We start from the raw sequence: 13,144 nt of genomic DNA, 5'->3' as shown, positions 1-13,144 counted from the left end.
CATGTTTGCGAAAGTCCTGATTGCCAATCGCGGCGAGATCGCGCTGCGCATCATCCGCACCTTGAAGCAGATGGGCGTGGCGTCGGTCGCCGTCTGGTCGGATGCCGACCGTTTCGCGCCGCATGTCCGCGCCGCCGACGAGGCGGTGCGCATCGGTCCGGCCGCCGTCGCCGAAAGCTATCTCGATGCCGATGCGATCATCGAGGCGGTGCGGGCGACGGGCGCAGACGCCGTGCATCCGGGTTACGGATTTCTGAGCGAGAATCCCGGCTTTGCCGAAGCGCTGCGGCGCGAGGGTGTCGCCTTTATCGGGCCCGGACCGGAACATATGCGCGCCTTCGCGCTGAAGCACACGGCGCGCGACCTTGCCGAAAAGAGCGGCGTACCGCTGTTGCCCGGTTCGCCGCTGATCGTCGATCTCGAGGATGCGCTGATGCGCGCCGAGGCGATTTTCTATCCGGTGATGCTGAAGAGCACGGCGGGCGGCGGCGGCATCGGATTGCAGCTTTGCCGCTCGGCCGACGAGCTGCCGCGTCTTTACGAAACGGTCCGGCGGCTGGCGCTTGCCAATTTTCGCGATAGCGGGCTCTTTCTCGAAAAATATGTCGCGGCCGCGCGTCATATCGAGGTGCAGATTTTCGGCGACGGCAAGGGCGGCGTCATCGCGCTTGGCGAGCGCGACTGCTCGGCGCAGCGCCGCAACCAGAAAGTGATCGAGGAGACGCCGGCGCCCAACCTGCCCGACGATGCGCGTGCCGAACTTCACGCGGCGGCGATCCGGCTCGGCGAAAGCGTCAACTATGCGTCGGCCGGCACCGTCGAGTTCATCTATGACGAGGCGGAGAAGAAATTCTATTTCCTTGAAGTCAATACGCGCCTGCAGGTCGAGCATCCGGTAACGGAGGAAGTAACCGGCCTCGATCTCGTCGAGATGATGGTCCGGCAGGCTGCGGGCGAGCTTGGCGATCTCGCGCAATATGCGCGGCGCCCGCGCGGCCATGCCATGGAGGCGCGGCTTTATGCCGAGGATCCGGGGCGCAATTTCCAACCCTCGTCGGGGCTGCTGACCGAGGTTTCGTTTCCGGCGGATGCGCGCATCGACGGCTGGATCGCGACCGGCACCGAGGTAACGCCCTTTTACGATCCGATGCTGGCCAAGATCATCGTCCATGGCGAGACGCGCGACGAGGCGGCCGCGAAACTTGCCGCCGCGCTCGATGCGTCGTCGGTTCACGGCGTCGAGACCAATCTCGCATATTTGCGGGCGCTTGCCCGCGCGCCGGAATTTCTCGAAGGCCGGATGCTGACCTCGACGCTGGCGGGCTTTACGCCCGAAAGCCTTGCTGTCGATGTCATCGCGCCCGGCGCGCAATCGAGCCTGCAGGACTGGCCGGGCCGTGTCGGCTACTGGAATGTCGGCGTGCCGCCCTCGGGGCCGATGGACCCGTTGTCGCATCGCCTCGCCAACCGCCTTGTCGGCAATCCGGGCGATGCGGCGACGCTCGAAATGACCTTGAACGGGCCGACGCTGCGCTTCCGCAGCGACACCGTCATTGCGCTTGGCGGCGCGGAGATGCCGGCGACGCTTGACGATGTGCCGGTGCCGTTCTGGCGGGCGGTTGCGGTTGCGGCCGGGCAGGTGCTGACGCTCGGCGCGGTTTCGGACGCCGGTCAGCGCGCCTATCTCGCCGTGCGCCACGGTTTCGATGCGCCGCTCTATCTCGGCTCGCGCGCCGCCTTCACGCTGGGGCGCTTCGGCGGTCATGCGCCCGGCGCCCTGAAGACGGGCGATGTGCTGCGGCTCAACCGCGAAGGCGCCATCGACGCTCCGCATCCCGAACCGCTCGCCGCATCCGTGCGCCCGGCTCTCTCGCGCGAATGGGAGATCGCGGCGCTTTACGGGCCGCATGGCGCGCCGGACTTCTTCGCCGATGACGACATCGATACGCTTTTTTCTGCGACTTACGAGGTTCACTACAATTCGGCGCGCAGCGGCGTGCGCCTTGTCGGGCCGAAGCCGCAATGGGCGCGGGCCGATGGCGGCGAGGCGGGGCTTCATCCCTCCAACATCCACGACAATGCCTATGCGGTCGGGACGATCGACTTCACCGGCGACATGCCGATCATCCTCGGGCCCGACGGGCCGAGCCTTGGCGGCTTCGTCTGCCCGGCGACGCTGGCCCAGGCCGAGCTCTGGAAAATCGGTCAGTTGAAGCCGGGCGACAGGTTGCGCTTCCGCCGCATCGGCGAGGACGAAGCCGAGGCGCTGCGCCGCGCGCAGGAGGCATGGATCGAAACGCTGTCGCGGCCTGCCGCGCCCGCCGTCGTCGCCGCGCCGGCCGAAGATGCCGTGCTGGGGCGGATTTCCGATCTCGAAACGGAAGTTGTTTATCGCCGCGCCGGCGACGATTATCTGCTGGTCGAGTATGGCGATCCGGTGCTCGATTTCGCCCTGCGTTTCCGCGCCCATGCGGCGATGACGGCGCTCGAGGCGCGCGCGCTTCCCGGCATCGTCGAAATGACGCCGGGCATCCGCTCGCTGCAAATCCATTTCGATCCGGACCGTCTGCCGCTGCGCAAGCTCATAGCGGCGCTGGAGGAAACGGAGCGCGCGCTGCCGGCCAGCGCCGACATCGAGGTACAAAGCCGCATCGTCTATCTGCCGCTGTCGTGGGACGACGAGGCGGCGCGCGAAGCGGTGCGCAAATACCAGACGCTTGTCCGGCCCGATGCGCCCTGGGCGCCGTCCAATATCGAGTTCATTCGCCGTATCAACGGTCTCGATCATATCGACGATGTCAGGCGCATCGTCTTCGACGCCGACTACATGGTGTTCGGTCTTGGCGACGTCTATCTCGGCGCGCCGGTCGCCACGCCGCTCGATCCGCGGCACAGGCTTGTCACCACCAAATACAATCCGGCCCGCACATGGACGCCGGAAAACGCGGTCGGCATCGGCGGCGCCTATCTTTGCGTCTACGGCATGGAAGGCCCGGGCGGTTACCAGCTTGTCGGCCGAACGGTGCAGATGTGGAACGGCTGGCGGCAAACAGCCGATTTCAAGAAGCCGTGGCTGTTGCGCTTTTTCGACCGGCTGCGTTTCTTTCCCGTTTCGGCGGCGGAGCTGGCGGAAGCGCGCGAGGCTTTTCCGCATGGCGACTATCGGCTGCGCATCGAGGACGACACGTTTCGCCTGAGCGACCATCTCTCCTTTCTCGATGCCAATGCCGATGGCATCGCGCTTTTCCGTGCGAGGCAACGCCGCGCCTTCGAGGAAGAGCGGCAGCGCTGGGAAGCGCAAGGCATCGCGATGGCGGCGATGGAGCCCGAGGCGCCGCCGGTGGAGGAGGTGGCGGCGCTGCCGCCGGGCGGGCGGCTGGTCGAGGCGGGCGTCCCCGGCAATGTCTGGTCGGTCGGCGTCGCGCCGGGCGACGAGGTCGCCGAAGGTCATGCGCTGGTCGTTCTGGAATCGATGAAAATGGAAATCGAGGTCAGGGCGCCCGTCGCCGCGCGTGTCCACGAAGTGCATTGCGTGCCCGGCCGCATGGTTCAGGCGGGTCAGGCGCTCGTCACGCTGGTGCCGATCGGGGAAGCGTCGCTTCCCAAGCTGGAGGTTGCATCGTGAATGTCCTGCCGTTTTCGTTTACTGCGTTGCGCGAGGCGCGCGCGCGCGGTGTTCGCGCCGAGGACATCGCTGCCGAGGCGCTGCGGCGCATTGCAGCGCATGGCGATCCCGCCGTCTGGATCGCACGGTTTCCGGACGAGGATGTTCTCGCCCGCGCGCGCGCGCTCGACGCCTTGCCGCGCGAGGAACGCGCGCGTCTGCCGCTTTTCGGTCTGCCTTTCGCAGTGAAAGACAATATCGACGTTGCGGGCCTGCCGACCAGTGCCGGCTGCCCGGCCTATGCCCATATGCCGAAGGAAAGCGCGCCGGTCGTCGCGCGGCTCGTCGCGGCGGGTGCGATCCCCGTCGGCAAGACCAATCTCGACCAGTTCGCGACCGGTCTCGTCGGCACGCGCTCGCCGCATGGTGCCCCGCGTTCGGTATTCAATTCCGAATACATTTCGGGCGGCTCGTCTTCCGGCTCGGCGGTGGCGGTGGCGGCGGGGCTCGTTTCCTTCGCGCTCGGCACCGACACGGCGGGTTCGGGCCGTGTGCCGGCCGCCTTCAACAACATTGTCGGGTTGAAGCCGTCGCGCGGTCTTCTTTCGACGCGCGGCGTCGTGCCGGCCTGCCGCTCGCTCGATTGCGTGTCGATCTTCGCGTTGACAGCCGAAGATGCGGCGGAAGTCTTCGACGTCGCGGCGGCTTTCGATGCCGCCGACCCTTACGCGCGGGCGCGGATGCCCGAAACGCCGGCCGCGCCCGGCGCCGGCTTCACCTTTGCCGTGCCGCGCGCCGCCGACCTGACATTTTTCGGCGACGACGAGGCGGCGCGGCTTTTCGCTGCGGCGGTCGCGCGTCTCGAAGCGATGGGCGGGCAGACGCGGCGCATCGACTTCGCGTTGTTCGCCGAAACCGCGGCGCTGCTTTACGAGGGCCCCTGGGTCGCCGAACGCATGGCGGCGGTCGGCGGTTTCATCGAAGCGCATCCGTCGGACGCCGATCTGGTCGTGCGGGAAATCGTGCTCGGCGGAAAGAAGAAGACAGCGGTCGAGACTTTCGAGGCGCTTTACCGGCTCGAAGCGCTGAAGCGCCGCGTCGCCGCGCTTTTCGCCGATGTCGACATGCTGGCCGTGCCGACCGCGCCGACGATCTACCGCGTCGATCAGGTGGTGGCGGAACCCGTCAAGCTCAACAGCCGCCTCGGCACCTATACCAATTTCATGAACCTGCTCGACATGGCCGGCATCGCCGTGCCGGCGGGCATTGGCGGCAAGGGACTTCCCTTCGGCATCACGCTTTGCGCCCCGGCGTTTTCGGAAGCGCGGCTCGTTGCGCTCGCGTCGCGCTTTGCCGCCGCACAAGGGCTCGTACCCGGCGCACCATTATTGACGCAACCGGAGGATGAAGGTTTCATCGAGCTCGCGGTTGTCGGCGCGCATATGTCCGGCCTGCCGCTCAATCACGAACTCACGTCGCGCGGCGCGATGTTCGTCGAGCGCACAAAGACCGCGCCCTGCTACCGCTTTCATGCGCTGGCGGGCGGGCCGCCCTTCCGGCCCGGCATGGTGCGCGTTCCGCGAGATGGCGCGGCGATCGAACTCGAAGTCTGGCGGCTGCCGCGCGCCGCCTTCGGTTCCTTCATCGCCGGTGTGCCGCAGCCCTTGTGCATCGGCACGCTCGAACTTTCCGGCGGGCGCAAGGTGAAGGGATTTCTCTGCGAGGAAAGCGGCCTCGATGGCGCCGAAGACATCACCGCGCTTGGCGGTTGGCGCGCCTATGTCGCACGAAAAACGCAGAAAGCGGGCTAAAACGCCTCATTGAGCACTGCCTGCGCGTCCGTCAGACGGTCGGCGGCGATGACTTCGAAGGTGTTGTCGCGGAGCGCCATCGCCGCCTCACGCTCTTGCGCGCCGTAGCCGGTTGCGACGGTCACCGCGCCCTTGAGCCCTGCGCGTTTTGCCGCTTCGATGTCGCTTGCCTTGTCGCCGATGAGCCAGCTTGCGGCGAGATCGAGGTCCATCCGCAGCGCCGCTTCCTCGATCATGCGAGGGCCGGGCTTGCGCCAGACATCCTCGGCGGCGCCGTAGCCGGGCGTGAAATCGGGATGGAAGGGGCAGGCGACGACGAGGTCGAGCGCCACGCCGGCCGCTGCAAGCTGGCGGGCGATTTCGGCCTCCACTGCCTCGAAATCGGCCCAGCTCACAATGCCCCGCGCGATGCCCGACTGATTGGTGATCGCGGCAACGCCGAAATCCCGCGCTCGCGCCCAGCGGATAATCCCGGCGGCGCCGGCCTCAAGAGCCACATCTTCCTTGCTTTTCAGATAGTTAACCTCCCTGATCAAAACTCCGTCGCGGTCGAGGAACAGTCCCGGCCGGCCTTCGCGGCGCGGCGGCGTTTCGGTCGAGAGCCAGATGCCTTGGTCGGTCAGCATGGGGAGCCTTGGGCGGTCGGGAACGGGCCGGGGCGGGGAAGCGAAAACTCTGAGGCTTTTTACGCTATCTTGAGCGCCATTTCGCCACTATCCCGAAAGGGAAATTTCCGAAGGCTTCGCGATGACTGGCCCGCAGACCGAAAATACCGAGACTCTCCAGACGCTGGCCGCCCGGCTTGCCGGCGTGCGCGTGCTGGTTGTGGGCGACGCGATGCTCGACCGCTTCGTCTATGGCCGGGTCGAGCGCATCTCGCCGGAGGCGCCGATCCCGGTTCTCAGCGTCGAGGCCGAGCGCGCCATGCCGGGCGGCGCGGGCAATGTGGCGCGCAATCTGGCGGCGCTCGGCGCCGGGGTCGTCTTTCTATCGGTCGTTGGCGACGACGAGGCGGGCGCGGCGCTCGCCCGCGCCTTCGACGAACATCCGGGCATCGAGGCGCGGCTGGCGCGCGCGGCAAACCGCATCACCACGGTCAAGACGCGTTTCGTCGCGATGAGCCAGCAGGTGCTGCGCGCCGATAGCGAAACGACGGCGGTGCTCGACGCGGCCGAGGGCGCGGCGCTCGTTGCGTCGCTCGGGGCGGCGCTCAAGTCGTGCGACGTGCTGGTGCTGTCCGACTACGGCAAGGGCGTGCTAACGCCGGCCGTGACCGCTGCCGCCATCGCGGCGGCGCGGGATGCGAAAATTCCCGTCATTGTGGATCCCAAGGGCCTCGACTATGCGCGTTATGCCGGGGCTTCCGTCGTCACGCCCAACCGCAAGGAACTGGCCGAGGCAAGCGGAACGCCTGCCTCGAACGACAGCGAAATCGTTGCCGCCGCGCGCGGTCTTGTCGCGGCGCACGGGCTCGGCGCCGTTGTCGTCACGCGGGCGCAGGACGGGATGAGCGTCATCACGAAAGACGACGTGCATCACCTCGCGGCCGAGGCGCGCGAGGTGTTCGACGTATCGGGCGCCGGCGACACGGTTGTTGCGACGCTTGCCTGTGCGCTCGGCGCGGGGGCATCGCTTGCCGATGCCGCACGGCTGGCGAACTCGGCGGCCGGCATCGTCGTCGGCAAGGTCGGTACCGCCGTCGTGCATCGCGACGAACTCGCATCGGCGTTGCGCGAACATGAATTGTCGGCAATCGAGGCGAAACTGGCGGGGCGCGAACGCGCCGCCGAAATCGTCGATATCTGGCGGGCGCGCGGGCTCAAGGTCGGGTTCACCAACGGGTGTTTCGATCTGTTGCATCCGGGCCATGTCGCGCTTCTTGCGCGCGCACGCGCGCTTTGCGACCGGCTGGTCGTCGGTCTCAACGGGGATGCGTCGGTGCGCCGCCTCAAGGGCGAGGGCCGTCCCGTGCAACCCGACATCGCGCGCGCCACCGTGCTCGCCGCGCTCGGCACCGTCGATCTCGTGACGATTTTCGAGGAAGACACGCCGCAAGCGCTGATCGAGGCGCTGAAGCCCGATCTGCTGGTCAAGGGCGGCGACTACAAGGTTGCCGACATTGTCGGTGCGGATTTCGTGCAGGCCCATGGCGGTCGCGTCGAGATTGTCGACATCGTTCCGGGTTTCAGCACGACGGGCACGATCGCGAAGCTCGGGCCGAAAGCCGCTCAGACGTAGCCGAGATGCTTCTCGATGCCGGCGCAGAGCATGTGACCGATGACGATGTGCATTTCCTGAATGCGTGCGGTCGTTTTCGACGGCACACAGATCAGGTGATCGGCGACATCCTTCATCGCGTTCGGTTCGGCGCCGGTGAGGGCGGCGGTGACGAGGCCCTGTTTTCGCGCGGCCGCCAGCGCCAGCACCACGTTGGGGCTTTTGCCGGATGTTGAAATGCCGATGGCAAGGTCGCCGCGCCGCCCGAGCGCTTCCACCTGCCGCTCGAACACATGCGCGTAGCCCATGTCGTTGGCGGCCGCCGTCAGCACCGAGGTGTCGGTGGTTAGGGCCAAAGCGGCGATTGCCGGGCGGTCCTTGACGAAACGCACCGAAAGTTCGGCGGCGATGTGCTGGGCATCGGCGGCGCTGCCGCCATTGCCGAAGAAAATCAGCTTGCCGCCGCCCGCCACGGCTTCGGCGCATGCGGCGGCGAGGCTGGAAAAATCCTTCTCCAGCAGCTTTGCCGTTTCATGCGCGACTTTCAGGTGTTCGTCGAAAGTGGCGTGAAAAATCTCGCTCGTACCCAAGGCATTTCCTCGTTGCCGGGGCCGTGGCCGGCCCCTCTCGATCCGGATTACTTATAGGCCTTTGCCCGCGATCCCGCCAGCGCGCGGACCCAGCTCTTCCTTCAGCCGGATCAGCCGCATGATGTCGCGCAGGGCGACGATGCCGGCGAGTTTACCGTCCCGCAGGACCAGCAGCCGCGCATTTCCGCTTTCGCGCATCAGCTTGAGTGCCGCCTCGCCGCTTTCGGTTGTGTGGATGCTGTTGAGGGATGAGACCGGGTGCATGACCTCGCGCACCTGCAGGCGCTCCCAATTGTCGCGCGCGATGTCGCGCAAGTCGGCGACGCCGATCGAACCGACCAGCCTGTCGCCCTCCATCACGGGGAATGTCTCGTGGAATGAGCCGTAGATGTGATCGTCGACGAGTTTTCGCAGCGTGATGCCGGCCGGAACGGTCAGCGGGTTTGCCGTCATGAAGCGCGACACGGGCTCGGCCTTCAGCAGTTGATGGGTCTGCAACTGCGTATAGGAGGCGCGCGAGGCGGTGTTAAGAAAAAGACCGATCAGTCCCCACCAGATGCCGGCGATCAGGTTGCCCGAAAAGAGGCTGAAAACGCCAAGCGCGATCAGGCCGAGGCCGAAGGCCTGGCCGACGCGCGAGGCGCGCCGCGTCGCCTCGTTCATGTCGCCGGTGCGGCCCCAGAGCCAGGCGCGATAGACGCGGCCGCCGTCGAGCGGAAAGGCCGGCACCATGTTGAAGGTCGCGAGGATCAGGTTGATCAGGGCCAGATAGCGCGCGACACCGGAAACGGTTTCAGGCAGACCGGCGGCGAGCGCCGCCGCACCGATGAGATAAAAGCCGCCGGCCAGCACATAGCTCGCAATCGGTCCGGCGATCGCCATCATGAATTCGGCGCGCGGCGTCGGCGGTTCCTTTTCGAGTTGCGCGACGCCGCCGAAAATGAAGAGCGTGATGCCCGAGATCGGAATGTCGAAGCGCCGGGCGACGATGGAATGCGACAGCTCGTGCAGGACGATCGAGAGAAAAAGCCCCATCGCGCCGACAATGCCCATCGACCAGTAGGTCGCGGCATCGAGGTCCGGATAGAAGGTGGGGAAATAGCCGGTCGCCAGCGTCCACGAGATCAGCAAGGCGATGAATATCCAGCTCACATCGAGATTCACATTGAATCCCGCAAGGCGGAAAAGCCTGATCTGCGCTCCGAACATCCTGTTTCCCTCACGATTGCGGTTTTAAATCATTCTATACCGAAAGCCCGCGCCGCCGGGGCGGCAAACGGTCGCCGTCCCGGCTCTTGTCCGGTGGGTCTGCTGGTCCATACTGGTCCCGCCGGACAAGCCGGGGAGGATATCATGGCGCTCTGGACTAGATGGCTGATCACGCTCGGCGCGATGCTGCTGGCGAGCATTCTTGCCGGTCTTTTGTGGAACTGGCTGTTCAATGCCGACATCCCGTCCTATGTCAGCGGCCTTGTCGGCGGTGCGGCGGCGGTGCCAGTTTGGGAAATGCTGCGGCGGATCGGCGGCACGCCCACGCCATGAGCCGTTGGTCGGGATCGGAAGGCGGATGACCGGACGCTCGATCGACAGGGTTTTGCCACACCCCGGCCGGCACCGGCAGGCCCGTGCCGTCGTCGTTGCGCTTGCGACCGCGCTGGCCGCGTCAGCGGCGCAGGCCGAAGAGACGGGCTGGCGTTTCAGCGGCGACATCCGCGCCGGCTATTTCGACAGTGAACGCAAGGCCCGCAACGGTACGCAGAGCGACAGCCGCGCGCTGCGCGGGCGGTTGCGTCTGGCTGCCGAGCGCGATCTCGGCGACCATCTGCATTTCCGTACGCGTTTCGCCGGTCGCTACGGGCAGCACCAGACCGGGCACGGATTCCAGTTGCATGGCTATGCCACGACCTCGACCGGCATGGAACTGGGTGAGAGCACGCTCGACGAATTCTATCTCGACTATGCCGACAAGGCGCGGCCCTGGTCGCTGCGGCTTGGCCGCTTCCAGACGCAGTTCGCGCTTCAGGGCGTCGCCTCCAAGGGGCTCGACCGCAACGACAGCCCCAATATCGACATCACCTGGACCGACGGGCTGCATTACCGCCACCAGCTGCCCGGCTGGCGTGCTCATCTGGTGCTCGAACACAATCATCGCGAGGGGCCGGGCTCGGCGGTGCGCACGCCGCTCGATTTTTCCGAAGATGCCAGCCGCGTCACGATCTTTGCCGGACTTGAGGCGACCGAACCACTCGGACCCGTCGTGCAGCGCATGATCGGCGTCACCTGGATGCCGGCGGCGCTGGCGTCGGACGGCACGGCGTTTTCGCGGCGTGAGGACTACATCACGCTGGTCGGCCGCATGGCCGCGAGCTGGCGCCTCACCGAGGCGGGGTTGCGGCTGGTGCCCGGCTTCGAGATCGGCTATGCGCCCAACACGCCGCGCGCCACCGTCACCGGTTCGGGCAATACGGGCGATGCCGGCGGGCTGGCCTGGCAGGCGGCGCTCAGCCTTTACGACATCGCGCCGGGCCACAATCTCGGCCTTGTCCATGCGCGCATCGATGCCGGCTGGCTGCTCTCGGGCGATTTTCGCGGTAATGACGCCTTGTCGGAGATACGCTACCAGTGGCGTTTCACGCCGCAATGGTCGATGGAAGCGCGCTATCGGCTGCGCGAGGAGATCGACATTCCGGCCGGCGTGCTGCGGCCGCGCGAGGATCGCGACTTCTATATCCGGATCTCCGGCCGGTTCTGAACGTGACGGATCGGTTTGCGCGGCCGCCCGCTTACGCCGCTCAGAAATAGCGGGCGATGCGCAGTTGCAGGAAGCTGTCGTCGCTATAGGAGAAGAGCGGGTCGGTGCGCGGCACGTTGGCGAAGAAGCGGCCTTCGAGCGACACGAAAAAGTCGTCGCCGAAGCGGCGTTCCGCCTCGATGGAAAAGCCGAGCGCCTGCGTGTCGAGATCGACCGTCGTTCCCGCCAGCACCGCTGTCGAGGCCGCGTCGTTGGGCGTCCAGCGCAGCGCCAGAAAGGCGTCGTTGGCGAAAGGGTTCTGCGGATTGGCGCCGCGATCGTCCCAGACATATTCGGCGACGAGGCCGACATCGGAGGGCGTGTCGAAAATCCCGTAGAACGTATATTCGATGCCGCCGGTCGCCTGCAGGTGCTGCGCGTTCAACTGCTCCTGCCAGAAGCCCTCGAATTTGTAGAGCCAGGCGCCCGACGTCGCCTGCACATCGGTCGAAACGCGCCTGGCCTGTGCGTAGAAGGGCACCAGCACCGGATTGCCGCCCCCATCGAGGCCCGGCAGCAGCAGCGGGTTGCGGTTGGTGCCCTGGAAGTAGCCCACGCCGACATCCCAGATGTCGAACGTGTTGGCGTAGCGCAGCGCGAAGTCGACATGGCGCTCCTCGGCGCCGCTCTCATACAGCGTCTGCTTGTCGTCGACGGGTATGTCGAAGGCGGGACGGCCCTTCCGGCCCGGAAAGGTGCGTTCGCGAAAGAACGGCAACAGATAGCCGGTCAAGGTACCGAATTCCTGCACGGTCGAAACCATCACCATCGGCTGGCCGAGCTTTTCCTCGCCGTCGATGCTCTCCACGAAATCGGACTGGTTGATGATATCGACGAGATGCACCGCCTCCGTCACGCCCCAGAACACCTTGTCGATGCCGATGCGGAATTCCCAATTGTCGATGGCGCGGGCATATTTCGCCTCGCGCATGTCGGCATGGCTGCGGTTGCCGTCGCGCAGGTCGAGCCGCGCGAAGGGTTTGACGACGATCCACTGGTTCGAATTGTCCCAGAAACTCTCGAAGCTGACTTCCGTCGCGACGGAGGCGTTCCAGCGCCGCTGTCCCGAGACGTTGCCGCTTTCGATGAAGGCCTGCAGCTCCGGTTCCACATAGCCGCGGACCCTTATATCGAGCGGATCGGCCGCCGCCGCGGTCGCCAGCGCCGCAAAAGCGGCGGCGCCGGCCAGCATGTGTGTCGAACGCATATCGAACCCCCCGGAAATCTCTGCCGCGTCAGCGCGCGCGTTGCAGCGCGTTGGTGCTGAAATCGTTCTGCGTCAGCCCGGTGCCGAACTCGAAGCTTTCCCAGGTCAGGCGCGTCGATTTGCCGGTGACGACGTTCTGCATGTAGAGGTCGTGCGCCCGCCAGAACTTTCCCTGATGGAGATTGTAGTCGGTCATCGACAGCGTTTTCAGCAGCTCGTCCTTGCGGTCGTAATATTCGATCTTGCGCGGCTGATAGTCGGTCGTGTCGGTCCAGGCGATCTGGCGCGTATAGCCCGAATGTTCATACAGCGGCGTGCGTTCGGTCACATGGCAGGTGCGGTCGGCCACCGGCTCCGGGCAGGCTTCGTCGCGCAGCCATTTGTAGCCGTATTTGTCGATTTCGGTGGAGGAGAAATCCTCGAAGGCGAATTCGCTGCCCATGAAGGGGCCCGACTTGTTGACCGAGGAAATGCGCTTCACGCGCTTCACCGCCGGCAGATACATCCACTGGTCGTCCGGGTCGAGAATGCGCGCATGAGTCAAGAGCGCCGTGCCGTCGACATCGCGGGGCTTGTCGAAGACGTTCAGCGTCCAGTCACCTTCGTTCGGGTTCGGCTTTTCCAGCGTCATCGAGCGCAGCTCGCGCGTACTGGTTTCGCCATAGGCATTTTCGAGGATCATGTGCATCGAGGCGCGGCTGTCGCCGAAGCCCTTGTTGCGGCGGTCCGTTTCCTCGGCGATGGCGCGGCCCTTGGCCTCGGGGTCGTCGGGCAGCGACACGGGCTCGGCGCTTAAGGGGAGCGCCAGCATCGCGGCGAGCGCGAAGCCCACACTGCCTGAAAGAATCCGGATCGGCATGACTTACCTCCATGTTGTCGTCGTCGGACCGGCGAAAAATGCCGCCGGCTTTCGTTCGGTCCGCG

The 13,144-nt window shown here is 66.0% G+C and carries 10 protein-coding genes; 5 read left to right on the top strand and 5 right to left on the bottom strand.

The window, feature by feature from the left end; translation table 11 throughout:
• Nucleotide 1 precedes the first annotated feature (1 nt).
• On the top strand, nt 2–3,625 hold the full coding sequence (gene uca / locus KF719_RS07485) for an urea carboxylase (RefSeq protein ID WP_293508095.1): 3,624 nt from the start codon (nt 2–4) through the stop codon (nt 3,623–3,625).
• Entirely contained in the window at nt 3,622–5,415 is a 1,794-nt protein-coding gene (gene atzF / locus KF719_RS07480; protein ID WP_293508094.1) for an allophanate hydrolase, read from the top strand. The genes uca and atzF overlap by 4 nt, the downstream gene beginning before the upstream one ends.
• Here atzF and KF719_RS07475 read toward each other — a convergent pair.
• Complete coding sequence (locus KF719_RS07475; RefSeq protein ID WP_293508093.1) at nt 5,412–6,041, bottom strand: HAD-IIIA family hydrolase; 630 nt, start codon at nt 6,039–6,041, stop codon at nt 5,412–5,414. The two genes, atzF and KF719_RS07475, sit on opposite strands and share 4 nt — an antisense overlap.
• Nucleotides 6,042–6,162: 121 nt before the next feature.
• On the opposite strand from KF719_RS07475, the gene rfaE1 reads away from it, so the two are divergent.
• Nucleotides 6,163–7,653, top strand: coding sequence for a D-glycero-beta-D-manno-heptose-7-phosphate kinase (rfaE1, locus tag KF719_RS07470; RefSeq protein WP_293508092.1), 1,491 nt, complete (start codon nt 6,163–6,165; stop codon nt 7,651–7,653).
• Here the strand turns inward: rfaE1 and KF719_RS07465 are convergent.
• Together KF719_RS07465 and KF719_RS07460 are read right to left on the bottom strand one after the other, a co-directional pair.
• Entirely contained in the window at nt 7,644–8,222 is a 579-nt protein-coding gene (locus KF719_RS07465; protein WP_293508091.1) for a D-sedoheptulose 7-phosphate isomerase, read from the bottom strand. The two genes, rfaE1 and KF719_RS07465, sit on opposite strands and share 10 nt — an antisense overlap.
• A 51-nt stretch (nt 8,223–8,273) precedes the next feature.
• Entirely contained in the window at nt 8,274–9,431 is a 1,158-nt protein-coding gene (locus KF719_RS07460) for a site-2 protease family protein (protein WP_293508090.1), read from the bottom strand.
• Between the two features lie 144 nt (nt 9,432–9,575).
• On the opposite strand from KF719_RS07460, the gene KF719_RS07455 reads away from it, so the two are divergent.
• Both KF719_RS07455 and KF719_RS07450 read left to right on the top strand, forming a co-directional pair.
• Nucleotides 9,576–9,764, top strand: coding sequence for a hypothetical protein (locus tag KF719_RS07455; protein ID WP_293508089.1), 189 nt, complete (start codon nt 9,576–9,578; stop codon nt 9,762–9,764).
• A gap of 25 nt (nt 9,765–9,789) precedes the next feature.
• Nucleotides 9,790–10,974: a hypothetical protein gene (locus KF719_RS07450; protein ID WP_293508088.1), complete on the top strand. Its 1,185-nt coding sequence runs from the start codon at nt 9,790–9,792 to the stop codon at nt 10,972–10,974.
• Between the two features lie 40 nt (nt 10,975–11,014).
• Here the strand turns inward: KF719_RS07450 and KF719_RS07445 are convergent, their stop codons facing one another.
• Nucleotides 11,015–12,220, bottom strand: coding sequence for a hypothetical protein (locus KF719_RS07445; RefSeq protein WP_293508087.1), 1,206 nt, complete (start codon nt 12,218–12,220; stop codon nt 11,015–11,017).
• A 28-nt stretch (nt 12,221–12,248) separates the two neighbouring features.
• Nucleotides 12,249–13,079, bottom strand: coding sequence for an outer membrane lipoprotein-sorting protein (locus tag KF719_RS07440; protein ID WP_293508086.1), 831 nt, complete (start codon nt 13,077–13,079; stop codon nt 12,249–12,251).
• Nucleotides 13,080–13,144 lie beyond the last annotated feature (65 nt).

This window comes from Parvibaculum sp., from assembly GCF_019635935.1.
Lineage (GTDB): Bacteria > Pseudomonadota > Alphaproteobacteria > Parvibaculales > Parvibaculaceae > Parvibaculum.
This window is presented reverse-complemented; position numbering and strand designations above follow the sequence as displayed.